The sequence below is a fragment of the Ruegeria sp. HKCCD6157 genome, assembly GCF_013110685.1.
In the GTDB taxonomy this organism is placed as follows: Bacteria; Pseudomonadota; Alphaproteobacteria; order Rhodobacterales; family Rhodobacteraceae; genus Ruegeria.
In genome coordinates this window covers 173,166-196,202 of record NZ_WVRB01000006.1, presented here as the reverse complement: position 1 = coordinate 196,202, position 23,037 = coordinate 173,166, and the positions used below count along the sequence as shown (strand labels likewise).

24 protein-coding genes are annotated in these 23,037 nt (G+C 59.1%); 12 read left to right on the top strand and 12 right to left on the bottom strand.

Annotated features, from left to right (window positions below; translation table 11 throughout):
* Positions 1–26: 26 nt before the first annotated feature.
* A complete protein-coding gene (sseA, locus tag GS612_RS17350; RefSeq protein ID WP_171120090.1) occupies positions 27–881 on the top strand; it encodes a 3-mercaptopyruvate sulfurtransferase in 855 nt (284 codons plus the stop codon).
* Positions 881–2,065, top strand: a complete 1,185-nt coding sequence (locus GS612_RS17345; protein ID WP_171642013.1) for an amino acid aminotransferase — start codon at positions 881–883, stop codon at positions 2,063–2,065. Before sseA ends, GS612_RS17345 begins: the two co-directional genes overlap by 1 nt.
* A gap of 70 nt (positions 2,066–2,135) precedes the next feature.
* Here GS612_RS17345 and GS612_RS17340 read toward each other — a convergent pair whose 3' ends face one another.
* Both GS612_RS17340 and GS612_RS17335 read right to left on the bottom strand, forming a co-directional pair.
* On the bottom strand, positions 2,136–3,458 hold the full coding sequence (locus tag GS612_RS17340) for an ammonium transporter (RefSeq protein WP_152459712.1): 1,323 nt from the start codon (positions 3,456–3,458) through the stop codon (positions 2,136–2,138).
* Positions 3,459–3,491: 33 nt separating this feature from the next.
* Complete coding sequence (locus GS612_RS17335) at positions 3,492–3,830, bottom strand: P-II family nitrogen regulator (RefSeq protein ID WP_152459713.1); 339 nt, start codon at positions 3,828–3,830, stop codon at positions 3,492–3,494.
* Positions 3,831–4,088: 258 nt separating this feature from the next.
* On the opposite strand from GS612_RS17335, the gene GS612_RS17330 reads away from it, so the two are divergent.
* The gene (locus GS612_RS17330) at positions 4,089–6,263 is read left to right on the top strand and encodes a transglycosylase domain-containing protein (protein WP_171642011.1); all 2,175 of its coding nucleotides are present in this window, start codon (positions 4,089–4,091) and stop codon (positions 6,261–6,263) included.
* 75 nt (positions 6,264–6,338) lie between these two features.
* Here the strand turns inward: GS612_RS17330 and leuB are convergent, their stop codons facing one another.
* Positions 6,339–7,442: a 3-isopropylmalate dehydrogenase gene (gene leuB, locus GS612_RS17325; RefSeq protein ID WP_171120093.1), complete on the bottom strand. Its 1,104-nt coding sequence runs from the start codon at positions 7,440–7,442 to the stop codon at positions 6,339–6,341.
* Between the two features lie 91 nt (positions 7,443–7,533).
* On the opposite strand from leuB, the gene GS612_RS17320 reads away from it, so the two are divergent.
* Positions 7,534–8,061 (top strand): redoxin domain-containing protein, encoded by a 528-nt coding sequence (locus GS612_RS17320; protein ID WP_171120094.1) that lies wholly within the window; start codon positions 7,534–7,536, stop codon positions 8,059–8,061.
* A 3-nt stretch (positions 8,062–8,064) separates the two neighbouring features.
* Here the strand turns inward: GS612_RS17320 and GS612_RS17315 are convergent, their stop codons facing one another.
* A complete protein-coding gene (locus GS612_RS17315; protein WP_152459717.1) occupies positions 8,065–8,958 on the bottom strand; it encodes a LysR family transcriptional regulator in 894 nt (297 codons plus the stop codon).
* 84 nt (positions 8,959–9,042) lie between these two features.
* Between GS612_RS17315 and GS612_RS17310 the strand changes: the two genes are divergently transcribed.
* Positions 9,043–9,951 (top strand): sugar nucleotide-binding protein, encoded by a 909-nt coding sequence (locus tag GS612_RS17310; protein WP_171642009.1) that lies wholly within the window; start codon positions 9,043–9,045, stop codon positions 9,949–9,951.
* Here the strand turns inward: GS612_RS17310 and GS612_RS17305 are convergent.
* The 6 genes from GS612_RS17305 to GS612_RS17280 form a co-directional block, all read right to left on the bottom strand.
* Positions 9,943–10,968, bottom strand: a complete 1,026-nt coding sequence (locus GS612_RS17305; protein WP_171642007.1) for an endonuclease/exonuclease/phosphatase family protein — start codon at positions 10,966–10,968, stop codon at positions 9,943–9,945. The two genes, GS612_RS17310 and GS612_RS17305, sit on opposite strands and share 9 nt — an antisense overlap.
* Positions 10,965–11,795, bottom strand: a complete 831-nt coding sequence (locus GS612_RS17300) for a hypothetical protein (RefSeq protein WP_152459720.1) — start codon at positions 11,793–11,795, stop codon at positions 10,965–10,967. Before GS612_RS17300 ends, GS612_RS17305 begins: the two co-directional genes overlap by 4 nt.
* A 336-nt stretch (positions 11,796–12,131) precedes the next feature.
* On the bottom strand, positions 12,132–12,737 hold the full coding sequence (gene leuD, locus GS612_RS17295; RefSeq protein ID WP_171206408.1) for a 3-isopropylmalate dehydratase small subunit: 606 nt from the start codon (positions 12,735–12,737) through the stop codon (positions 12,132–12,134).
* A gap of 42 nt (positions 12,738–12,779) precedes the next feature.
* The gene (locus tag GS612_RS17290) at positions 12,780–13,334 is read right to left on the bottom strand and encodes an HdeD family acid-resistance protein (protein ID WP_152459722.1); all 555 of its coding nucleotides are present in this window, start codon (positions 13,332–13,334) and stop codon (positions 12,780–12,782) included.
* Between the two features lie 37 nt (positions 13,335–13,371).
* Entirely contained in the window at positions 13,372–14,775 is a 1,404-nt protein-coding gene (gene leuC / locus GS612_RS17285; protein WP_152459723.1) for a 3-isopropylmalate dehydratase large subunit, read from the bottom strand.
* 43 nt (positions 14,776–14,818) lie between these two features.
* Positions 14,819–14,914, bottom strand: coding sequence for an isopropylmalate isomerase (locus tag GS612_RS17280; RefSeq protein WP_224857982.1), 96 nt, complete (start codon positions 14,912–14,914; stop codon positions 14,819–14,821).
* Positions 14,915–15,029: 115 nt separating this feature from the next.
* On the opposite strand from GS612_RS17280, the gene GS612_RS17275 reads away from it, so the two are divergent.
* The 4 genes from GS612_RS17275 to GS612_RS17260 all read left to right on the top strand — a co-directional run bounded on the left by GS612_RS17275 (position 15,030) and on the right by GS612_RS17260 (position 17,908).
* Positions 15,030–16,382: a mechanosensitive ion channel family protein gene (locus GS612_RS17275; protein WP_171642005.1), complete on the top strand. Its 1,353-nt coding sequence runs from the start codon at positions 15,030–15,032 to the stop codon at positions 16,380–16,382.
* 164 nt (positions 16,383–16,546) lie between these two features.
* Positions 16,547–16,906 carry a ribosome silencing factor gene (rsfS, locus tag GS612_RS17270; RefSeq protein ID WP_058276550.1) on the top strand — a complete coding sequence of 120 codons (360 nt, stop codon included), beginning with the start codon at positions 16,547–16,549 and terminating at the stop codon, positions 16,904–16,906.
* 44 nt (positions 16,907–16,950) lie between these two features.
* Entirely contained in the window at positions 16,951–17,421 is a 471-nt protein-coding gene (gene rlmH, locus GS612_RS17265; RefSeq protein ID WP_171642003.1) for a 23S rRNA (pseudouridine(1915)-N(3))-methyltransferase RlmH, read from the top strand.
* Position 17,422: 1 nt separating this feature from the next.
* Positions 17,423–17,908, top strand: coding sequence for a flavodoxin family protein (locus tag GS612_RS17260; RefSeq protein ID WP_152459726.1), 486 nt, complete (start codon positions 17,423–17,425; stop codon positions 17,906–17,908).
* Between the two features lie 3 nt (positions 17,909–17,911).
* Here the strand turns inward: GS612_RS17260 and GS612_RS17255 are convergent, their stop codons facing one another.
* On the bottom strand, positions 17,912–18,259 hold the full coding sequence (locus tag GS612_RS17255) for a hypothetical protein (RefSeq protein ID WP_171642001.1): 348 nt from the start codon (positions 18,257–18,259) through the stop codon (positions 17,912–17,914).
* Between the two features lie 35 nt (positions 18,260–18,294).
* A complete protein-coding gene (locus tag GS612_RS17250; RefSeq protein ID WP_152459727.1) occupies positions 18,295–19,005 on the bottom strand; it encodes a DUF599 domain-containing protein in 711 nt (236 codons plus the stop codon).
* A 79-nt stretch (positions 19,006–19,084) separates the two neighbouring features.
* Here GS612_RS17250 and GS612_RS17245 point away from each other — a divergent pair, with 79 nt between their 5' ends.
* Genes GS612_RS17245 through glcF form a run of 3 tightly spaced genes read left to right on the top strand, consistent with a single transcriptional unit; the run spans position 19,085 to position 22,976 of the window.
* Entirely contained in the window at positions 19,085–20,533 is a 1,449-nt protein-coding gene (locus GS612_RS17245; protein WP_171642000.1) for an FAD-linked oxidase C-terminal domain-containing protein, read from the top strand.
* A 24-nt stretch (positions 20,534–20,557) separates the two neighbouring features.
* The gene (locus tag GS612_RS17240) at positions 20,558–21,658 is read left to right on the top strand and encodes an FAD-binding protein (RefSeq protein ID WP_171641998.1); all 1,101 of its coding nucleotides are present in this window, start codon (positions 20,558–20,560) and stop codon (positions 21,656–21,658) included.
* Between the two features lie 4 nt (positions 21,659–21,662).
* The gene (gene glcF, locus GS612_RS17235; protein WP_152459730.1) at positions 21,663–22,976 is read left to right on the top strand and encodes a glycolate oxidase subunit GlcF; all 1,314 of its coding nucleotides are present in this window, start codon (positions 21,663–21,665) and stop codon (positions 22,974–22,976) included.
* Positions 22,977–23,037: the final 61 nt, after the last annotated feature.

The window sequence follows — 23,037 nt, the reverse complement described above, 5'->3', positions numbered from 1 at the left end:
ATCAAGCGCGCTTAGGGGAGGCTTTGATGCAGGACGATCCAAAAACCCTCGTATCCACTGAATGGCTGGCCGCGCATTTGAAGGATCCGGATCTGCGGATTCTGGACGGGTCGTGGTACTTGCCCGCGCAAAATCGTGATGCACGGGCGGAATATGACGCAGGCCACATACCCGGGGCGCGGTTCTTTGACATAGACGAGATATCAGATCACCGTTCCGACTTGCCGCATATGGCGCCTCCGGTCGAGAAATTCATGTCGCGCCTGCGGGCGATGGGTGTGGGTGATGGTCATCAGGTCGTGGTTTACGATGGCGCCGGGCTGATGTCGGCCGCGCGAGTCTGGTGGCTGTTCCGTCTGATGGGGCAGGAAAACATCGCGGTTCTGGATGGTGGATTCCCCAAATGGCAGGCGGAAGGGCGCGAGGTTGAAGACCTGCCGCCAGTCATCCGTGATCGTCATATGACCGTCCGGGTGCAAAATCAGCTTGTCCGGGACGTCACGCAAGTTTCCGCCGCCGCCAAGCTGGGTGATCATGAGATCATCGACGCCCGCTCTGCCAGCCGGTTTTCCGGGGCCGAGGCCGAGCCGCGCGAGGGGCTGCGCTCGGGGCATATTCCGGGTTCACGCAATGTCCCCTTTGGCCAGTTGCTGAACGCCAATGGTACCATGAAGTCGCCGGAAGAGTGCCGCGCCATATTCGAGGCCGCGGGCGTCGATCTGTCGAAACCGGCGATCACCTCGTGCGGGTCTGGCGTGACCGCCGCGATCCTCAGCCTTGCGCTTGAACGCATGGGCAAGAAAGACCACTCGCTTTATGACGGCTCATGGGCTGAATGGGGCGCCTTCCCGACCCTGCCCGTCGCAACCGGAGAGACCTGATGTTCGAGAACCTGAAACCGCAGCCTGCCGACAAGATCCTGGCGCTGATGCAGATGTACCGCGAAGACCCGCGCGATCAGAAGATCGACTTGGGCGTCGGCGTCTACAAAAACGCGGAAGGCATCACCCCGGTCATGCGCGCCGTCAAAGCGGCCGAGCAGCGCGTCTGGGACGAGCAGGAAACCAAAGCCTATACCGGGCTGGCCGGCGACCCGGCCTATGCGGATGCGATGATCGGGCTGATTCTCGGCACGTCGGTTGAGCGCGGCAATATCGCCGCCGTGGCGACGCCGGGCGGCACCGGCGCCTGTCGTCAGGCGTTCGAGATGATCCGTATGGCCAACCCGTCGGCCCGCGTCTTCGTGTCGAACCCGACATGGCCGAACCACTTGTCGATCCTGAACTACCTGGGGATCGAGACGGTTCCATACCGCTATTTCGATGGCGAAACACGTGGCGTCGATTTCGACGGCATGATCGAAGACCTGAAGACCGCCAAAGCGGGTGACGTGGTTCTGCTGCACGGTTGCTGCCACAACCCGACCGGTGCCAACCTCAACATGGTTCAATGGCAGGAGATCGTGAACCTGATCAACGCGCTTGGCCTGGTTGCGATGATCGACATCGCCTATCAAGGCTTCGGCGACGGTCTGGAAGAGGATGCGCAAGCAACACGTCTGGTCGCGTCTTCGGTCAAGGAATGCCTGATAGCGGCGTCATGCTCGAAGAATTTCGGCGTGTATCGCGAACGCACCGGTTTGCTGATGGCCATCAGCGCCGATGCCGGGCAGACCGCTTTGAACCAGGGTACATTGGCATTCCTGAACCGCCAGAATTATTCCTTTCCGCCAGACCACGGTGCGCGTGTTGTGACCACGATCCTGATGGACGAAGCCCTGCGCGCCGACTGGATGGCCGAACTGGAAGAGGTGCGCCTTTCGATGCTGGGCCTGCGTCGCCAACTGGCCGACGAACTCCAGCGTCTGAGCGGCTCGGACCGCTTCGGTTTCATCGCCCAGCACCGTGGCATGTTCTCGCGCCTAGGTGCGGCCCCGGAACTGGTCGAGAAACTGCGCGTTGAACACGGCATCTACATGGTTGGCGACAGCCGCCTGAACATCGCCGGTCTGAACGCTAACACTGTTCCGATCCTTGCGCAGGCGATTGTCGACGTCGGCGTCTGATTTTCAGGCATTGCCAAACAAGAAACCCGGGCATGAATGCCCGGGTTTTTTTGTTTGGGTGGAATTGGGATCAGCCTTTCGAAAATTCGGGATAGGCTTCCATGCCCAGTTCGCCCATGTCGAGGCCGTTGATCTCTTCTTCCTCGCCAACCCGCAGGCCGACGGTGGCCTTGAGGATCGAGAACAGGATGAAGCTGACCACGAAGACGAAGATGCCGATGGCCGCGAAGCCGATGATCTGGGTCACGAAGGACGCATCACCGTTGGTCCAGGCCACGATGAAGGTGCCCCAGAAGCCTGCGATCAGGTGAACCGGGATGGCGCCGACCACGTCATCGATCTTCATCTTGTCCAGCAGCGGCACGGTGTAGACCACGATCACGCCGCCGATGCCGCCGATGATCAGCGCCTGGAACAGCGACGGTGCCAGCGGTTCGGCGGTGATCGAGACCAGCCCGGCCAGCGCGCCGTTCAGAACCATGGTCAGGTCGACCTTGCCATACATCACCTGTGTCAGGATCAGGGCGGCGACGGCACCGGCGGCAGCGGCCATGTTGGTGTTGGCGAAGATACGGCTGATGTCGGCCATGTCACCGATGGTGCCCATGGCCAGCTGCGAGCCGCCGTTGAAGCCGAACCAACCCAGCCACAGGATGAACGTCCCCAGGGTTGCCAGCGCCAGGTTCGAACCGGGGATAGGCACAACTTTGCCTTCCTTGTTGTATTTACCGATGCGTGGGCCCAGTACGATGGCACCGGCCAGAGCCGCGAAGCCACCTGCGGCGTGAACCAGGGTCGAGCCGGCGAAGTCGCTGAAGCCCATCTCGGACAACCAGCCGCCACCCCACTGCCAGGACGCTTCGATCGGGTAGATGATGCCTGTCAGGACGATCACGAAAAAGAAGAAGGGCCACAGTTTGACGCGCTCGGCCATGGTGCCCGATACAATGGACGCGGTGGTGGCGCAGAACATCAGCTGGAAGAAGAAGTCCGATCCGACGGACGCATATGACAGGTCGGTTTCGACACCTTCCAGACCAACCGGTTCCAGTGACGTTGGCGAGAACGCGCCCAGAATGCCGGTGATGGTCCAGCCGTCGCCCGGATACATCAGGTTGAAGCCCACCAGCCAATACATGATGGCTGCAAAGGAAAACAGGCCCATGTTCTTGATCAGCTGCATGGCAACGTTCTTGGAACGCACCAGGCCGGCTTCGAGCATGGCAAAGCCCGCAGCCATCCAGAATACCAGAAAACCGCCGACCAGAAACAACAGCGAAGTCAGGATGTATTGCGTATGCTGTGCCGTCTCGCCGGTGGCCTCTTGCGCCAGGCCCATCTGCGGCAGCGCGACGATCGCCGCGGCAGGAATGAGAGATTTCATCAGGTTCATGTTCAGTCCTCGAATGATTGTCGGTCGCGGCGCCTACAGCGCCTCTTCGTTGGTTTCCCCGGTCCGCACGCGCAGCGCCTGCTCGACATCGAGGACGAAAATCTTGCCGTCGCCGATCTTTCCGGTCTTGGCGGTTTTGGTGATGGTCTCGACGATCTGGTCGGTCATCGCGGCAGGCACCACGATTTCCAGCTTGATCTTGGGCACGAAGTTCACCGCGTATTCGGCCCCCCGATAGATTTCGGTGTGACCGGACTGCGAGCCGAAGCCCTTGATCTCGGTCACCATCATGCCGCGCACGCCCGCCTCGGTCAGTGCCTCGCGCACCTCCTCCAGCTTGAACGGCTTGATTGTCGCAATGATCAGTTTCACGTCTTTCCCCTCTGGTTCTCCGGTGGAACCGGTTTGTTTGCACCCGCAGAAAAATGCGCGACTGATCGTGGTAAGAAACGGCTCTTGAGGGCCAAAGGATCGCCAAACGGCGAAAAATTGCACATTATTTGCACAAAATAGGCACGCTGATTAAATAATGGGCAATGTTGTGAGGGGAATTTTCGGAAATTCGGACCTCTACATACTCAGATCACCGAGGTATGGTGGCGCAAAAGAAAACCCGGGCAGAGTTTGAGCATGACTGAGTCCAAGCGACGCAAGCCGAAATTGGTTGCGGATAAAAGGTACCCGTCAAAGGGTCGTAAACCGTCGGCATCCAAGCGACCGGCGGGCAAGAAGGCGACGGCTCGCAAAACCACCTCACGCAAAACTGCGCGCAAAAAGACGCGCAAAAGATCGGGGGGCAAAGGCGGCGGCATCTTGCGTCGTTTCTTCCGTTGGGTCTGGCGCATGGTCTGGGGTCTGACCTGGCGGGTCGGAGCGGTCGTGGCCATCCTGATCGCCTTGGCGGTGGGTGTCGTCTATTCCTCGTTGCCTGACTTGGATGCCTTGTTGGACGGCCGTGCGCGCGGGTCTGTCACGCTGCTGGACCGCGACGGCAAAGTGTTTGCCTGGCGGGGCGACCAGTTTGGCGGGGTGATCACGGCTGATACGGTGTCGCCGCATCTGAAAAACGCCGTCATCGCGACCGAGGACAAACGGTTCTATCGCCATTTCGGGGTCAGCCCGCGCGGTGTGGCAAGCGCCGTGCGCATCAATCTCAGCGAAGGGCGCGGCCCGTTGTCCGGGCATGGCGGGTCAACCATAACGCAGCAAACGGCCAAATTGTTGTGTCTGGGCGTGCCTTATGATCCGACAGAATGGGAAACAGAGGCCGCCTATGAAGCCGATTGCCGTCAGGGATCGCTGTGGCGCAAGGCCAAAGAGGCCATTTATGCAATGGCGATGGAGGTGAAATACTCCAAGGATGAGGTTCTGACGATCTACCTGAACCGGGCTTTCCTTGGTGCAGGCGCGCGCGGGTTCGAGGCCGCAAGCCAGCGGTACTTTGGCAAGTCCGCCGCCGAAGTCTCGCCAGCCGAGGCAGCGATGTTGGCCGGGCTGTTGGTTGCGCCCACACGCTATGCGCCGACGAACAATCTGCAACGGTCGCAGGACCGGGCCCGCCTTGTAATCGGTCTGATGGAGGATCAGGGCTATCTGACCGCTGCGCAGGCCAGCGAAGCGCGGGCGCGCCCGGCCCAACTGTCCGAGGCGGCGGCTGCGCGGGCCGGGGGGTATTTTGCGGATTGGGTCATGGCCAGCGGGCCCGAGTTCTTTACCCGCAACACGACCGAAGATGTGGTGATCCGGACCACCTTGGATCAGCGCATTCAGACCTCAGCGGAAGAGGCGCTGAAATTCATCTTTCAGGAAAAAGTGCGCGAAGGATCAAAGGCACAGGCGGCCATTGTGGTGATGTCGGCCGACGGTGCGGTGCGCGCGATGGTTGGTGGGCGCAAGACACGCGTGTCTGGCGCGTTCAACCGGGCGACGCAGGCGTTGCGACAGACGGGATCATCGTTCAAGCCATTCGTCTATGCCACCGCGCTGGAACTTGGATATTCGCCGCTGGATACGGTGATGGATGAACCCTATTGCGTCGATATTCCGGGGTCAGGCCAGTGGTGCCCCAAGAACTACACCAACAAGTATTATGGGCGGGTGACCTTGGCGGATGCGCTGAAAAACTCGCTTAACATACCGGCGGTGAAAGTGGCCGAGATTTCCGGCCTGGACAATGTTCGGACGGTCGCCAGCGGCTTTGGGATTGCCAGCGACCTGGCACAGGGGCCTGCGCTGGCGCTTGGTGCATCTGAAAGCACGTTGATCGAGATGACCGGGGCTTATGCAGGCATCCTGAATGGTGGGTCACAGGTTGAACCTTATGGGCTGACCGAACTGAAGCTGCTGGGCGACGAAACACCCGTCATGGTCACGACGACCGGTATTGGCGAGAGGGTGATCAATGAAAAGGCCGCCAAACAGCTGACCTGGATGATGGAGCGCGTGGTCTCTGAAGGAACCGGCGGGCGGGCCAAATTGCCCGGCTGGCAGGTGGCCGGCAAGACCGGAACGACCCAGGCCGCGCGCGACGCGTGGTTCATCGGGTTCACGGCGGATTATGTGACCGGGGTCTGGATGGGGTATGATGACAACACGCCCTTGTCCGGCGTGACCGGTGGTGGCTTGCCGGCCGAGATCTGGAAAGAAACCATGCTGCGCGTGACCGAGGGGATGACACCCACGCCCTTGCCGATGATGGCGCCGGAACCACCGGTTCAGGTTGCCCAGCCGCAGCCCCGCCGAAAGCGCGGAGGTTTTGCCAATGACATCAACAATCTGCTGAAGAACATTTTCGGCGGCAACTAAAGCAATCTCGAAACGCCAAAACAAAAAAAGGCGGTGCCCGGTGCACCGCCTTTTGTTTTTTCTTACTTTCGTCACTCAGACGCTTGCGTCCAATGCAGATAGGATCGCGTCGCCCATTTCGCTGGTCGAGACGGGCTGAACGCCCTCATCCGCAAGCAGGTCGCCGGTGCGAACGCCGTCGGCCAGAACTTTCTCGATAGCAGCTTCCAGCCGATCCGCTTCCTCGCCTTGATCAAAGCTGTAGCGCAGAGCCATCGCAAAGCTGAGGATGCAGGCGATCGGGTTGGCTTTGCCCTGACCCGCGATATCGGGGGCAGATCCGTGTACGGGCTCGTACATCGCCTTGGGGCGTCCATTGGCCATCGGCGCGCCCAGCGACGCCGACGGCAGCATACCCAGAGACCCGGTCAGCATCGCGGCGCAGTCGGAGAGGATGTCACCGAACAGGTTGTCGGTCAGGATCACGTCGAACTGTTTCGGCGCGCGCACCAGCTGCATGGCACCGTTGTCGGCGTACATATGGCTCAGCTCAACTTCGGGGTAGTCAGCGGAAACGCGGTTGACCACTTCGCGCCACAGGATACCCGATTCCATCACGTTGGCTTTTTCCATCGAGCACAGCTTTTTGTTCCGGCGCATCGCCAGTTCAAAGGCCGAACGCGCGGCGCGTTCAATCTCGGATTCGGTGTAACGCTGGGTGTTGATGCCGACGCGTTCATTGCCTTCCTCGAAGATGCCGCGCGGTTCACCGAAATAAACGCCCGAGGTCAGTTCGCGCACGATCATGATATCCAGACCGGCAACGATGTCTTTCTTCAGCGACGAGAAGTCAGCCAGCGCGTCAAAGCACTGGGCCGGGCGCAGGTTCGAATACAAGTCCATTTCCTTGCGCAGGCGCAGCAGGCCGCGCTCGGGCTTGAGGCTGAAATCCAGATCGTCGTATTTCGGTCCGCCAACGGCGCCCAGCAGAACCGCGTCGACCTCTTGCGCCTTGGCCATCGTCTCATCGGACAGAGGCTTGCCGTGGGCGTCATAGGCGGCACCGCCGACCAGGTCCTCGCTCACGTCAAATTGAAGACCGCGATTGGCGCCGAACCAATCGATGATTCTGCGCACTTCGGCCATGACTTCCGGGCCAATTCCGTCTCCGGGCAGGATAAGGAGCGAAGGGTTGGACATGAAGGGTCTCCTTGCGTTTTGTTGCACAGGGCCTAGCGTCTGCGTTGCATCGGGTCAATGAGACGAACCTGCCAAAACAGAAGGAAAACACATGCTGACTCCTGGAAATCCGGTTCCTGCGCTGAAAATCGAAACTGTTGCCCATGGCAGCTTCGATCTTGACGCGGACAAGGGCGAAAACGGGACGCTGGTGATTCAATATCGCGGGCTGCATTGCCCGATCTGCATCAAGCAGATGGCCGAGGTCGAAGCGGCGCTGGATGACTTTGCGGCGCTGGGCGTCGAGGTCATCATGATCACCACCGATACGGCCGAGCGCGCGGCGGAAACCGCCGAAAAAGCCGGAGCGTCGCGCCTGCGTGTGGGTCACAGCCTTCCCCTGTCCGCCGCGCGGGATGATTGGGGTCTTAACATCTCGACCAAGCGCGAAGGCAGCGCCGAACCGGACCTGTTCGCAGAGCCGGGGCACTTCTACATCGCACCCGACCGCACGCTGTACTATGCATGGCAACAGACCACGCCTTTCGGTCGCCCGTCCATGTCGGATATTGCGGGTGGTTTGAAATTCACATTGGGCAACAACTATCCCGCGCGTGGAACTTATACCGGTCCGCTTTGACCCTCAAAGAGCGGCTTTGAGCCCTTCTGCCAACAAATCCCAGACTCTGCGGATGCGCGGGGTCTGGCGCATGGCCTGAGGTGCGGCCAGCCACACGGGTAGAATCGGGATGTCCACATCCAGCGGCAGGATTTCCACGTCGGGGTCGGCTTGGGCAACCTGTACCTGGCTGAAGCCTATGCCACAGCCTGCCCGGATCAGTTCCCAATAGGCGCTTTGCAGGTCACAGCGGGTGGCAAAACTGTCGCGGCTGGCTGGCCACCCCTTTTCACGCATGGCTTTGATGATCTCCTGGTTCGCGTCAAACCCTACCAGATCATGCGTAAACAGTTCTTCGGGTGTCTTGGGGCGCCCCTTCCGGTCCAGATAGGACTTTGCCGCACAAAAACACAGCGGCACATCCCCGAGATAGCGCGAAATGAGATCCACCTGCGCAGGGCGATACATCCGCACGGCGATATCCGCCTCTCGATAGAGCAGATTCTCGGTGGTGTCAGTGGCCACCAGTTCAAGCTGGATAGTGGGCTCCTGCTTGCGGATTGACGCCAGTATCGGTGGCAGCAGGTGATGCGAGGCAAAGACGGATGCGGTGATACGCACCGAACCTTCAAGCTGTTGCGATTGCCCCGCGGCGGCAAGACTGAACGCGGTCATGGCGCTGTGCATCTGCTGGGCCATCGGCAAAAGCTGTGAACCCGCTTCGCTGAGCTTCAGACCACGCGCGTGGCGATCGAAAAGAGAGACACCCAGCTCGTCCTCGAGGTTTTGGACCTGCCGCCCTAAAGTGGGTTGGCTGCGATTCAGATGCCGTGCGGCGGCGGACAGCGATCCCGTCTCGGCCACGGCCAGAAAGCATTGGATCAGAGACCAATCTGCATGTGTCAGAGCTTTGTCCATTCAGAAATGAATACACGTTCTGCGAATTGCGGCAATTCCCTGCGCGAAGTGAATGGCTAGATTGATCTCAGTCAGGAGGCAAACATGGCACAATCTGCACTGGTACTGGGCGCAACAGGTCGTTTTGGACGCAACGCAGCCCTGGCGTTCAGGCGCGCGGGCTGGGACGTGACAGAATTTGACCGCAGGTCTGATTCACTGTCACAGGCGGCGCGCGGCTTGGACGTCATCGTGAACGGATGGAACCCGCCCTATCCCGATTGGGCACGCGATGTGCCGGTACTGACCAAACGGGTGATAGACGCGGCCTCTGATACGGGGGCGACCGTGATCGTACCGGGCAATGTCTACGTATTTGGTGGAAATACGCCGGGCCCATGGTCGGGCGGGACTCCGCATCAGGCCAGCAACCCTCTGGGCCGGGTTCGGATCGAGATGGAAGAGGCCTATCGCGCGTCAACCGTGCGCACCATCCTTTTGCGCGCCGGGGATTTCATCGACACCAATGCATCCGGAAACTGGTTCGATCAGGTCATGATCAAGCGTCTTTCGCGTGGTCAGTTCGTTTACCCCGGTGATCCGCACGCACCGCATGCGTGGGCCTTTCTGCCTGATCTGGCCCGCGCCGCCGTCGCGCTGGCTGAGATGCGGCAAGACCTTCCCCGTTTTTGCGATGTTCCATTTGAAGGGTACACTTTGACCGGGACGCAGATTGCTGAATCGCTTTCGCAAGTCACCGGCCGGCCGGTTGCAGTGCGGCGCATGAAATGGTGGCCTCTGCAATTGGCCCGCCCGTTCTGGAGCATGGCCCCTCATTTGATCGAGATGCGGTACCTCTGGCACGTGCCGCATCAATTGGATGGCGGCTATATGAATGAATTGCTGGCCTCGTTTTCTGAAACGAACCTGGAGGATGCCTTGCGTTCCGCCATTCCGCCCCAACGTGCCGCTTCATCGTCAACAACCGGGAACAGGGGCGAGGTTCTAGGGTAGGATTATGTCAACCCAGACCAATCGATGCCTGCTGGCGCGTCGGGCACTGTCGTACAGCGTGTCACCTTCCACGGGCCAGACAATGCCTGTTTCCGAGGTTTGCAGATCACTGGATGGCAACACATAGTCAACGCGCATTTCCCCGGTGGCTTTCCATTCGACCGTTGCCGATGACCCCGATAGGTCCTTTGGCATCGGGTCCTGCACCTTGGGATCGGTCAAAAGCGCGCGAATGGCCTGCTTGTGGCCTTCTCCGCGGGTCGGGTCGAGATTGGCGTCCGCAGCTATCACGAAGGGGCCCTGAGGAACTGGCCCCAGACCGCCATTCAACAAAACCGACCACAGGCGAATCTCATCTCTGTTGCGCAGACCGTTGCGATCCTCGGGTCCGTCAAAAACCGGTGGGGCAGCGTGAAAGGTCATCAGGCTGAATCGCCCTTGCGGGGTTTCGATAGGAAGCACCCAATGCACGGTCGAGGACAGGCGCTGAATGTCGTGCGCAGCTTCAGACGGGAAGGGGAGCCCATCACTGCGTGGCAAAGCAGCCCCAGGCAGATCTTTCCACCGCAGATCGGTGTAATCCTGAACGTCATCGGTCATGATTTCGAAACGGGACAACACCGCCACTCCTCCATGGCCGGTGAACTTCCCCCAGCCCTGCGCGTCGCCGGGGCCTTGCATTTTGCCATCACCATCCAGATCCAGCGGTGTTTCCAACCCAGCATTTGGTTGGGCGGAAAAGTGATAGGGGAAATCCAGGCCCGCCTCGCGCAGTTTCTCGGACAGGGCGCTCAGGGCTGCGCCTTCGAGATCCCAGTCGATGCCTTGCAGGGCAATTACATCAGGTCGCGCAGCGGCAATGACCTCGACAACAGCTTCAACCTGCGCATCATCCCGCTGGATGTCGCGCAGCAGCAGGCCGGGGCCGTTTCTGCTGAGTTCAGTGTTGTAGGTGGCGATGCGATAAACCTCTGCCTGCGCCGATAAAGGCAGCAGCAGGGCAAGGGCACGGATCATGCGGCTTGCGTTGTCTCGCTTGTCGAATAGGCGCGGCGCTTTTCTACGATCAGACCCGCGATGCGAAGCGTCGCCATGCCGCGCATGATCATGCTGGCGGGAAGGAAGGCCCAAGCGCACATGGTCCAGATCAACGTTTGCGGATTGCTCAGCGAGATCGGGGCGACGACGCTACTCATGAGCTTGATGACGGCCGGAATGAGGAAGGGAAGCAGAACACCAATGCAGATATTCAGGCGACCATCGCGTTGCAGGCGGGTGACAACATCGCCGCCCTTGGTGGGATCAAACAACGGTAGATTGGTCCAAACGTTGAAGGCGCCATTACCCGTGGGCCAGCCACGCACTTTGACCGCATAGGCAAAGCTGGCGACGGTGACCAAGGCGGCCACATAGGCCACACTGGCTGCGATCCGAACCAATTCGATCAACGGCTGGCCCGCATCCAAGGGCAGCATCAGCACGATCAATCGAACCGGGGAATAGGGAAAGTCCGCGACATTCGCGACGGCCAGACCCGCGGTGTAGGCAAACGCGGTCAGCTCAGTCGGCTCATAGGCGTTTTTGCAAACCAGGGTCAGAAAGGTGACCATCGACATCAGCCCGACAAACCGCAGACGGTTCACCGGCGGCGCATCGCGAAATTCAATAAAGCTGGGAAAGGCAGAATTGTACTCGGCGAATGTCAGGATGAACGCGAGAATCGCGAGGAAGACCAGAATCTCGGTCCCGTTCGTCGATGATACAGGCAGGTACAACGCGGGTGTCAGCACCATCAGTGCCACAAGTATTCCGCGTATCGCCGCCCCTGTTGTGCGCGCAATCACTATCCGAACCCTTTTTCAAACCGGATAAGTCGATCTTCGCCGACTTACATTCCAACTTGCTTGTGCCCATCGTCTCGAGTTTTTGACGGATGCCTCTTTAGCGCCAACATGGACGATAAGCGGCATTTCGCTCAAGACAGGGTGCAGAAAACACGTGATTTCGGGCAAAATGATGGCGCAACTGGTGCGGGATTGCATCATTTTCGACGCAAATCCGACGTGTATCTCAATGTGAGACCAAGATGTTGTGGTTCTGGTAAAATCAACCCCAAGAATGAGAACGGGGCCGCCTTGGCGACCCCGTTAGGTTGAGTATCCAAAGAATCGGCTAAGGCCTTACACCCAGGGGCGGGCCTGACTTGCGTGATCCTCGAATTTGTCGATGTGGTGATCTTTCTCCATGGTCAGACCGATATCGTCCAGACCGTTCAGCAGACAGTGCTTGCGGTGCGGATCGATGTCGAATTCGATCACGACCCCATCCGAAGTGGTGATCTGCTGATCTTCCAGGTGCACGGTCATGCGGGCGTTCTCACCCTTATGTGCGTCTTCCATCAGGATCGCGTGGTGTTCTTCTTCGACCACGATCGGCAGGATGCCGTTCTTGAAGCAGTTGTTGAAAAAGATGTCGGCAAAGCTGGTCGAGATCACGACCTTGATGCCGAAATCCTTGATCGCCCAGGGAGCGTGTTCGCGCGACGAGCCGCAGCCGAAATTGTCGCCGGCGACCAGAATTTCGGCCTCGCGATAGGCGGGTTTGTTCAGGACGAACTCTTCGTTTTCCTGCCCGTCATCATGATAGCGCATTTCATCAAACAGCACGACGCCAAGGCCGGACCGTTTGATGGTTTTCAGATGCACTTTGGGAATGATCATATCGGTATCGATATTGATCAGTGGCATCGGGGCGGCCACCCCGTGGACTTTTTCAAACTTTTCCATGTCTGCACTCCTGCAGGAGAGGGCCGCGCCCGTATCCCGCGATTAAGCTTCTTTCGCTTCTGTTGTTTCGTCCTTGGGTGCGTTCTTGACGAAGAACGCCATGAACACCAATCCGAACCCGTTGAACAGCATCTCGATGCCCAGCAGGATACCCAGAAGGCTCAGCAAAGCGGCGGGTTCGCTGCTTGCATAAGACCAGATGATACCTGCGAGGATGATAGACAAGATGCCCGAGATCATCGTGGGCCAGAAAAACTGTGTTCCTTTCATCTGGAACGACAGAATGACCCGCGCGATGCCACCTGCCATGAACAGGATCAGCATCACGGTTGCCAGCGTCAGTGTTCCCTGAAGCGGATGATCCAGAAAGGACCAGCCCAGGAACAGCATGACCGCACCCATGATAAGTGACAGAATCTTGTTGCCTGTGCCTTCGACGGTGAAACCGCCGACCACCTGCATCGCGCCTGCAATCAGCAGCAGCGCACCGGTTACGACCGTTACGGCAAGCGAAGCCGCAATCGCATTGCCCAGCGCAAAGACGCCGAACGCAATTGATAGAAGCCCCAGCAGGAGCCATTTGACCCAGTCACTCATTTGTTCAATCCCTCAAATATCTAGATATGAGGGCACCTTACATCAATTCACGGACGTCTGTCAGCCGTCCCGTGATTGCCGCTGCGGCAGCCATTGCCGGGCTCAGCAGATGTGTGCGCCCGCCCCGGCCCTGACGGCCTTCGAAGTTGCGGTTCGAGGTCGCGGCACAGCGTTCGCCCGGTTGCAACTGGTCGGGGTTCATCGCCAGGCACATCGAACAGCCTGCCAGACGCCATTCGAACCCGGCCTCTTTGAAGATGTCGGCCAGGCCTTCTTCTTCGGCCTGGGCGCGGACCAGCCCCGAACCCGGCACGACCATGGCGCGCATACCGTCCTTGATCTTCTTGCCTTTCAGGATCTCGGCTGCGGCACGCAGGTCTTCAATACGTCCGTTGGTGCAGGACCCGATAAAGACGGTGTCAATCTCGACATCGCTCAGCTTCTGACCGGCTTTCAGACCCATATACTCGATTGACCGGCGGGCCGCCTCGACCTTGCCGCCTTCGAAATCCTCGGGGTGCGGCACGGTTGCAGTGATCGGCAGAACATCCTCGGGGCTAGTGCCCCAGGTGACGACAGGCGCGATGTCTTCGCCACGAATCGTGACAACCTTGTCGAAATGCGCGCCTTCGTCGGTGTAGAGTGTTTTCCACCAATTCATCGCGGCTTCCCACTGCGCACCTTTCGGCGCATGCGGACGGCCTTTGACATATTCGAACGTGGTCTCATCCGGTGCAATCAGCCCTGCGCGTGCGCCGCCTTCGATGGCCATGTTGCAGACGGTCATGCGGCCTTCCATCGACAGGTTGCGGATGGCTTCACCGCAATACTCGATGACATAGCCGGTGCCGCCGGCGGTGCCGGTTTCGCCGATCACGGCCAGGGTGATATCCTTGGCGGTCACGCCCGGCTGCAATTTACCGGTGATTTCCACCTTCATGTTCTTGGATTTCTTCTGGATCAGGGTCTGCGTGGCCAGAACGTGTTCGACCTCGGACGTGCCGATGCCGTGGGCCAATGCGCCGAATGCGCCATGCGTGGCGGTATGGCTGTCGCCGCAGACGACGGTCATGCCCGGCAGGGTCCAGCCTTGTTCGGGGCCGACGATGTGCACGATGCCCTGACGGACGTCATTCACCGGGTAATAGTGAATGCCGAAATCCCGGGCGTTCTTGTCCAGCGCTTCGACCTGAATGCGCGATTCGGGGTTTTCGATCCCGTTCACCCGGTCCGGTGTGGTCGGAACGTTGTGGTCCGGCACGGCAATAGTCTTTTCTGGGGCGCGCACCTTGCGGCCCGCCATGCGCAGGCCTTCGAACGCCTGCGGGCTGGTGACCTCGTGGACCAGATGGCGGTCGATATACAGCAGGCAGGTTCCATCATCGGCTTCGTGCGCGACATGGGCATCCCAGATCTTGTCATAGAGTGTTTTGGGGGACATGTGTCCTCTCCCGTATGTAATGAGAAATAGCTGGCGAGTTGGCTCAGGCGACGGGTAGGCGCGCCAGGACCGTGCGGGCAGCCCCAAAGAACCGTTCGCGCAGACGCGCGCGGTCTTCCAGATTCTGTTCTTGGGCCACATTGAGTCTCATGCGGTTCAGATATACCGCGCCTTTGCTGCAATCAAGGTTCAAAACCGGTGTCAGACTTGCATCGCCTAGCATTGCTGTCCAAGCTGCCGTGCAGGAGGCGCGTATGAACCAAGACCTGATCCCCAGCTCGCTGACAGACCTTTACAACAACATGGTCGCGGGGTTCTCTTCCGAGCTTCAAGAACTGGTCGAGTTGGTGGTTACGCCGGGCTGGCGGCAGTATCAGTTGGTCATCATCCTTTTCATTTGGGCGCTGGCTTTCCTTCTGAAAGTTCTGACACAGCCGCGATGGGATGCCTGGACGCGCGCCCGCACCGGATGGCCGAAATGGCGGCTTCGCACCATGGTACAGCTGATGCAGCGGCTGACACTGGTCTATTTCGTGCTGCTGTCCTGGTTCCTGTATCAGGTTATGCAGCATGTCACCTGGCCGTCGCGCAGTTATCTCATTGGGATCATTGCAACTCTGGCAACTGCGTGGCTGGCGATTGCACTGGTGGCGAGGCTTGTCCGCAACCGGACGCTGCGACGGATATTCAAGTGGGCAATGTGGGTCTATGCAACGCTTGTTGCGTTGAATCTGACGGATGACGTGGCCGAATTCCTCGATGGGGTCGCGATTTCCGTCGGTGACCTGCACATTTCTGTGCTGGGCATTCTCAAGGCCATCCTGCTGATCGGAGTCCTGTTGACGCTGGCCCGCATCGGCACCCGCGCGGCCGAGCGTGGATTGCAGAGCAATGACGACATCACCCCGTCCATGCAGGTGTTGTTGGCCAAGGGAATTCAGGTGCTGCTGTATGGCGCGGTCTTTCTGGCTGCGATCCGCACGCTGGGCTTCGATCTGACCGGCATTGCGCTGTTGTCGGGCGCGATCGGCGTGGGCATCGGGTTCGGCCTGCAAAAAGTGGTGTCGAACCTCATATCGGGGATCATTATCCTGATGGATCGGTCGATCAAGCCAGGCGATGTGATCTCGCTGGGCGATACGTTCGGTTGGATCAATGCGCTGGGCGCACGCTATGTCTCGGTTGTCACGCGGGACGGGCGGGAATACCTGATCCCGAACGAGGACCTGATTACCAACCAGGTGGTGAACTGGTCGCATTCCGACAAATTCGTGCGGTTGGATCTGGATTTCGGCACCAGCTATGAGGATGACCCCCACAAAGTGCGGGCAACGGCGATCCGGGCTGTAAAGGCAGTGACCCGCGTATTGAGTGGCGGAAAACATGAACCGGTTTGCCATATCACCGGTTTTGGCGACAGCAGCGTGGATTACGTTCTGCGGTTCTGGATCAGCGATCCGACCAAAGGGCTGACCAATATCAGGGGCAATGTCTATCTTGCGCTGTGGGATGCGTTTCAGGATGAAGGCATCTCGATTCCCTTCCCGCAGCGCGAGGTTCGGCTTTTGTCGGAAAACGCAAACATGCAACAAATCGCAGAAGAGTGATCAACCCTGCGCGGCGCCGGACGCGCTTTCATTGAAATGTTGCATTCCCCTTGTTACCTTATTAGTACCCCGGCGCCGGGGTTTCACGGCGCGCAGCAAAGGAGGACTATGTCCTGTCACTACATACACAGGCGGGTTTGCCTGCCGAAGACGGGTCCCGTGTAATGGCCCACTCTCAGTCAATCAGCGACAAGCTGCTTGAGCGTATCCTTTCCTCACTTTCCGATGACAAGGCCGAAGACGTCGTGCAGATCAACCTGCAAGGCAAGTCGTCTGTCGCGGATCACATGGTCATTGCTTCGGGTCGGTCGACCCGTCAGGTCTCGGCCATGGCGGAAAAGCTGACGGATCGCATCAAGCAGGAATTCGGTTTCACCTCGAAGGTCGAAGGCAAGGATGCCGGCGATTGGGTGCTGATCGATACGGGCGACGTGATCGTCCATATCTTCCGCCCCGAAGTGCGCGAATTCTACCAGCTGGAAAAGATGTGGCTGCCCCAGGGCGGCAGCGCCTCGGCGAACTGAGGCGCCATCCCGGCCCGTATTGAGGGGCCGGAGGCGAGAGAGATATGCGTATCAGCATAGTTGCGGTCGGGCGATTGCGCGCCGGACCGGAAAAGTCCCTGCTTGATGATTACCTGACCCGCTTTGACCGGACCGGCCGTGGTCTGGGCCTTGGTCCCGCGCGGGTGATCGAGGTCGAGGACAAGAAAAACGCAGGCATGGGGGCCGAAGCCGCGTTGCTGCGCAAGGCGCTGCCCAAGGGCGCGGTGATCTGTACGCTGGACGAACGCGGGCGCGTGATGTCTTCGCCCGATTTTGCCAGGAAACTGGGCGGTTGGCGCGATGCGGGGCGGCAGGATCTGGCGCTGATCATCGGCGGAGCGGACGGAATAGACCCTGCTTTGCGGGCGGAAGCCGACTTTTCCCTCTCGTTCGGGTCGATGGTCTGGCCTCATATGCTGGTCCGTGTGATGCTGGCCGAGCAACTGTATCGGGCCGCGACCATTCTGTCAGGTGGCCCCTATCACCGGGTCTGACATGGCGCAGCTTCTGATCGTTTACCATTCGCGCACAGGCGGTGCCCGGCAGATGGCCGAAGCGGCGGCTGAATCGGCGCGGGCAGAGACCGAGGTTGAGCTTGTGCCTGCGGATCAGGCGGGGCCGGAGGATGTGCTAGCCGCCGACGGCTACATCTTCTGCGCGCCAGAGAATCTGGCGGCGATCTCTGGCTTGATGAAGGAATTCTTCGACCGCTGTTATTACCCAGTTCTGGGACAGATCGAAGGTCGCCCCTATGCGCAGATGATTTGCGCCGGGTCGGACGGAGAGAACGCAGCCCGCCAGATCGCACGGATCGCCACTGGCTGGCGGTTGAAAGAGGTCCAGTCGCCGCTGATTGTCTGCACGCACGCGCAAACGCCCGAGGCCATTCTGGCCCGAAAAACCATTCCGGAAGATCAGCTGGATCGGTGTCGTGAGATCGGCGCCGCGTTGGGTGCGGGCCTGACCATGGGGATTTTCTGAAGGTCAGTTCAGTTCGACCAACGTCGTGTCTTCGTTCCAGCCATCCACATTGCACCGGGCCTGAATCTGCACCTGTGAAACGTTTTCCGGAATCACCACGCCACCAAGCGAGCGGGTAAAAGGTTGTTCTGTCTCATGCGGGTGGTGCAGCACACGCAGTCCCAGTTCATTCCCGTCCATGTCCAGAACGCGCCAGCCGTCGGCGTAATGATCCCAGCCTGTATCGGGATGCCGGATTGTCACGTCGAACCGCCACGTGTCACCGGTGGCACTGGCGTGGACCTGTTCGATTGTCGGCGGGTCGGCAAGGGCAGGTGCAGCCAGAAGGGCGCTGAGAATCACATATCGCATGGTTTGAACCTAGGGTTTAATGCCGCGCTTGGGGATCACGTCTCTGTGTTCGACGTTTGGGCCATGAGGATCGCGCGGGAATGCGATGCAAACTCGCGGCGATACAGGACACCGAATGTGATCATCGTGCCCAACACCAATGCCATCGGCCCAAGAAACCATGCCAGCGAAGCAAGGGCGAAATAGGTGGCGCGGAGACCACGGTTGAAACTTCGGGCGGCGGTCACGCAGATCTCGGCCGCCTGACCGGCCCGAGGATAGGCGTTTGGGTCTTCAGGATCGTTTGGGACCGAGGCCATCAAAACGGCGCAATACCCAAAAAGACGATGTGCCCAGACGTATTTCAGAAAAGCATTGGCCAGCAGCAGGACAACCACAAGTATCTTGATTTCCCAGACCATCGCCGGTGCGCTGCCGATGGCAAGATCCGTCGCCACCCCGGCCAATCGCTCGGTATTGCCCAACAGGGCCAGACCGCCCCCGATGGCAATCATCGTGGTTGAGGCGAAAAAGGTGCTGCCTTGCCGCATGGCAGCCACGACCTGCGCATCGAACATCCGTGGCTGGCGCGTCACCATCTCGTGCATCCAGTCGCGGCGGTAGCCATCCATCACAAGGGCGACGGACGGCTTCTGTGGTGACGGGTGTTCGATCTTCCATCCGATCCACAGCCACGCACCCAGCAATATTGCAATGGCAGCATAATCCAGAGGGGAAAATAGGGCGGCACGTTCGATCCAGGTCATGGCGCGACAGTACGACCGGACATCGCAACTTGCCAGAGTGGTAAATTGGTAATATTATTTTACCAAAGGGAGGGATGCCATGGAAATGCCAAAGCCAAGCCCGGACGTACTGAACCGGAAAAGCGCGATCGTTTCGCGGCTGTCGCGGGTTTTGCCAGATACGGCAATTATCCATGATCCGGCTGAAACCCGAGCCTATGAGTGCGATGCCCTGACGGCTTACAAATGCCCGCCGATGCTGGCCGTGCTGCCGTCGAGCACGCAGGAAGTCTCGGACGTTTTACGCATTTGCCACGAAGAAGGCGTGCCTGTCGTGCCGCGCGGTGCGGGCACGTCGCTGGCCGGCGGGGCATTGCCAACGGCCGATTGCGTCATTCTGGGCGTCGCGCGGATGAATGAGGTGCTGGAGGTTGACTATGACAACCGTTTCATCAGGGTGCAGACGGGCCGCACAAACCTGAGCGTCACCGGCGCGGTCGAGGAAGAGGATTTCTTTTATGCGCCGGATCCTTCCTCGCAACTGGCATGTGCCATTGCCGGCAATATCGCGATGAATTCAGGTGGCGCGCATTGCCTGAAATATGGCGTGACAACGAACAACCTTCTGGGCGTGACCATGGTGATGATGGATGGCAGTGTCGTCGAGATCGGCGGCGCGCATCTGGATGCGCCCGGTCTGGACCTTTTGGGCGTCATTTGCGGCTCGGAAGGTCAGTTGGGCGTGGTGACCGAAGCAACACTGCGCATTCTGCGCAAACCCGAAGGCGCGCGGCCGGTTCTGATGGGGTTCGACGACAACGAAGTCGCGGGTCAGTGTGTTTCTGACATTATCAAATCGGGCATTCTGCCGGTCGCGATCGAGTTCATGGACACGCTGTGCATAAAAGCATGCGAAAACTTTGCGCATGCCGGATACCCCGACTGCCATGCGCTGTTGATTGTCGAAGTGGAAGGGTCTGAAGCGGAAATCGACCATCAATTGTCGAAAATCATCGAGATCGCCAAACGCCACAACCCGGTCGAACTGCGAGAAAGCCAGTCAGCCGAAGAAAGCGCAAAAATCTGGCTTGGTCGGAAATCCGCATTCGGCGCCATGGGGCAGTTGAACGACTATATGTGCCTTGACGGTACGATCCCGGTGTCGGCCCTGCCAACGGTGCTGCGCCGCATCGGCGAGTTGAGTGAAGAATTCGGTCTGCCTGTTGGGAACGTTTTTCACGCAGGGGATGGGAACATGCATCCGCTGATCCTTTTCGATGCCAACAAACCGGGTGATCTTGAAAAATGCGAGGCATTCGGGGCCGAAATTCTGAAATTATGCGTGGACGAAGGCGGTTGTCTGACCGGTGAGCACGGCGTTGGCATCGAGAAGAGGGATCTCATGTCGCATCAATATGCGCCTGCCGATCTTGAGGCGCAGATGGCGGTCAAGGACGTTTTTGACCCCAAATGGCTGCTGAACCCTGCCAAGGTGTTTCCACTGAACGTTTCGGAAACCCGTCGCTACGCGCAGATTGCTGCCGAATAACAGGCTCTAATAACGGATTTTGCCATGAAACCTGAATCAGAATCTGAACTGGCCGACATGGTGGCCGGATTGAAAGACCCTGTTCGCATCGTCGGTGGCGGAACGCGCGCGGTCACCGGTCCCGAAGCGAATATCGAAACCGGGGCTCTGCGTGGTATTTCGCTTTACGAACCCGGAGCACTTACTCTTGTGGCCAAGGCCGGGACATCATTGGCAGAGATCCAGGCCGTGCTGGAAGCGGAAGGTCAGCAACTGGCGTTTGAGCCGATGGATCACCGCAGTTTGCTTGAAACTCAAGGTGAACCAACGATCGGCGGTGTTGTCGCGGCCAATATCTCGGGCCCGCGGCGGATTCAGGTTGGCGCCTGCCGGGATTTCCTGCTGGGTGTGCGTTTCGTCGACGGGCGCGGGCAGGTGGTCAAGAATGGTGGGCGAGTTATGAAAAACGTCACCGGTTATGATCTCGTTAAATTGATGGGTGGGTCTTGGGGAACACTGGGAATTCTGACCGAAGTGTCGTTGAAGGTGCTGCCCAAGCCGGAAAGAGTGGCGACATTGTCCGTCGCCGTTCGGGATGCCGGCAGCGCGGTGAAAACTCTTTCCGCTGCGTTGAAATCACCTTTTGAAGTGACTGGTGCCGCTTATGACCCGGCGGGTGGAAATGCCCTGCTTCGGGTCGAGGGATTTGCAGAATCGGTGACGTACAGGATCGGTCGGTTGACCGCCTTACTGGCAGATTTTGGTGAGGTGACAGACGAGGGAGACGCCGCAACGCTTTGGACCGGGATCCGCGACGTTCACCCATTTCAGGGCAAGGACGGGGACGTCTGGCGACTGTCCGTCAAGCCCGGTGACGCGGCGGAGATTTCGGCGCGCGCCGAAGCGGATCAAGCGCTGTTTGACTGGGGCGGTGGTCTTGTCTGGCTGCGGGTCCCGGCTCTCACGGATGTGCGTGCCCGGCTTGGCGAGTTTTCAGGTCATGCCACTTTGGTACGATCCGACCACGACACGATCAGAAAACTGGGGCGATTTCATCCGGAACCCACATCAACATCTGCTCTAACAAAGGGCTTGCGTGCGAAATTTGATCCTCGCGGTTTGTTCAACCCGGGGCTGATGGGATAGGGCGATGCAGACAACATTCACCGATGAGCAATTGCAAGACCCGGCAATCCAGCGCTCGAACGAGATTCTGCGAAACTGCGTCCATTGCGGATTTTGCACGGCCACGTGTCCGACATATCAGGTGCTGGGAGACGAGCTCGACAGTCCGCGTGGGCGCATCTACCTGATCAAGGACATGCTGGAAAACGAGCGTGTGCCCGACGAAAAGACGGTCAAGCACATCGACCGCTGCCTGTCCTGTCTGGCCTGCATGACCACCTGCCCGTCAGGTGTGCATTATATGCATCTGGTCGATCACGCGCGCGAATATATCGAGGCCAACTACAAGCGCCCGCTGACGGATCGGGTGTTGCGCTGGGTTCTGGCGCAGATCCTGCCTTATCCGATGCGGTTCCGTTGGGCCCTGATCGGGGCCAGGCTGGGTCGTCCTTTCCGGTTCCTGATGCCAGATGCCCGGCTGCGCGCGATGTTGGAGATGGCGCCCAAGCATATCCCGTCTGTCAGCCGCAACGATGATCCGCAGAGTTTTGCGCCCGGCGGTGAACGAAAGATGCGAGTGGCGCTGATGACGGGCTGCGCACAAAAGGCACTGAACACCGATATCAATGACGCCACGATCCGCCTGCTGACACGGTTGGGGTGCGAGGTCGTGATCGTCGAAGGTGCCGGGTGTTGCGGAGCTTTGACCCATCACATGGGCAAGGTGCAAGACAGTCATATGGCGGCAACCGCCAATATCAGAGCCTGGAAACGGGAAATGGACGGTGATGGGTTGGATGCCATTGTCATCAATACCTCTGGCTGTGGCACCACCGTGAAAGATTATGGGCATATGTTTCGCAATGACCCGCTTGCCGAAGATGCGGCGCGTGTGTCTGCAATCGCCATGGATGTCAGTGAACTTCTGATCCAGCTGGACCTGCCGGCGGGGGAAAACCAAAACCTGACCGTCGCGTATCATGCGGCCTGTTCATTGCAGCATGGGCAGAAGATCAAATCCTATCCCAAAGATTTGCTGAAACACGCGGGTTTCACGGTTGTCGAACCCGCCGACAGTCATTTGTGCTGCGGCAGCGCGGGAACGTACAACCTGATGCAGCCGGAAATATCAGGCCAGTTGAAACAGCGAAAAGTCAGAACACTTGAGGCGAAAAAGCCTGATATCATTGCCGCCGGCAATATCGGGTGCATGATGCAGATCGGTTCTGGTACGCAACTGCCGATCGTTCATACAGTAGAGTTGCTGGACTGGGCGACCGGCGGGCCAAAGCCACCGGCCTTGCAGAGAACAGGGAACCCGGTTCCCGTCTTGCGGTGAATCATGCTGATGCCAGCGCGCATCATTTCCCAGGGAAATACCTTTGGTGCATGACCGCCCT

Excerpts from the sequence above, each read along its gene's own strand:
- sseA (WP_171120090.1), top strand. The coding sequence starts at position 27 with ATGCAGGACGATCCAAAAACCCTCGTATCCACTGAATGGCTGGCCGCG.
- GS612_RS17345 (WP_171642013.1), top strand. The coding sequence starts at position 881 with ATGTTCGAGAACCTGAAACCGCAGCCTGCCGACAAGATCCTGGCGCTG.
- GS612_RS17340 (WP_152459712.1), bottom strand. The coding sequence starts at position 3,458 with ATGAACCTGATGAAATCTCTCATTCCTGCCGCGGCGATCGTCGCGCTG.
- GS612_RS17330 (WP_171642011.1), top strand. The coding sequence starts at position 4,089 with ATGACTGAGTCCAAGCGACGCAAGCCGAAATTGGTTGCGGATAAAAGG.
- leuB (WP_171120093.1), bottom strand. The coding sequence starts at position 7,442 with ATGTCCAACCCTTCGCTCCTTATCCTGCCCGGAGACGGAATTGGCCCG.
- GS612_RS17320 (WP_171120094.1), top strand. The coding sequence starts at position 7,534 with ATGCTGACTCCTGGAAATCCGGTTCCTGCGCTGAAAATCGAAACTGTT.
- GS612_RS17315 (WP_152459717.1), bottom strand. The coding sequence starts at position 8,958 with ATGGACAAAGCTCTGACACATGCAGATTGGTCTCTGATCCAATGCTTT.
- GS612_RS17310 (WP_171642009.1), top strand. The coding sequence starts at position 9,043 with ATGGCACAATCTGCACTGGTACTGGGCGCAACAGGTCGTTTTGGACGC.
- GS612_RS17305 (WP_171642007.1), bottom strand. The coding sequence starts at position 10,968 with ATGATCCGTGCCCTTGCCCTGCTGCTGCCTTTATCGGCGCAGGCAGAG.
- leuD (WP_171206408.1), bottom strand. The coding sequence starts at position 12,737 with ATGGAAAAGTTTGAAAAAGTCCACGGGGTGGCCGCCCCGATGCCACTG.
- GS612_RS17290 (WP_152459722.1), bottom strand. The coding sequence starts at position 13,334 with ATGAGTGACTGGGTCAAATGGCTCCTGCTGGGGCTTCTATCAATTGCG.
- leuC (WP_152459723.1), bottom strand. The coding sequence starts at position 14,775 with ATGTCCCCCAAAACACTCTATGACAAGATCTGGGATGCCCATGTCGCG.
- GS612_RS17275 (WP_171642005.1), top strand. The coding sequence starts at position 15,030 with ATGAACCAAGACCTGATCCCCAGCTCGCTGACAGACCTTTACAACAAC.
- rsfS (WP_058276550.1), top strand. The coding sequence starts at position 16,547 with ATGGCCCACTCTCAGTCAATCAGCGACAAGCTGCTTGAGCGTATCCTT.
- rlmH (WP_171642003.1), top strand. The coding sequence starts at position 16,951 with ATGCGTATCAGCATAGTTGCGGTCGGGCGATTGCGCGCCGGACCGGAA.
- GS612_RS17260 (WP_152459726.1), top strand. The coding sequence starts at position 17,423 with ATGGCGCAGCTTCTGATCGTTTACCATTCGCGCACAGGCGGTGCCCGG.
- GS612_RS17255 (WP_171642001.1), bottom strand. The coding sequence starts at position 18,259 with ATGCGATATGTGATTCTCAGCGCCCTTCTGGCTGCACCTGCCCTTGCC.
- GS612_RS17250 (WP_152459727.1), bottom strand. The coding sequence starts at position 19,005 with ATGACCTGGATCGAACGTGCCGCCCTATTTTCCCCTCTGGATTATGCT.
- GS612_RS17245 (WP_171642000.1), top strand. The coding sequence starts at position 19,085 with ATGGAAATGCCAAAGCCAAGCCCGGACGTACTGAACCGGAAAAGCGCG.
- GS612_RS17240 (WP_171641998.1), top strand. The coding sequence starts at position 20,558 with ATGAAACCTGAATCAGAATCTGAACTGGCCGACATGGTGGCCGGATTG.
- glcF (WP_152459730.1), top strand. The coding sequence starts at position 21,663 with ATGCAGACAACATTCACCGATGAGCAATTGCAAGACCCGGCAATCCAG.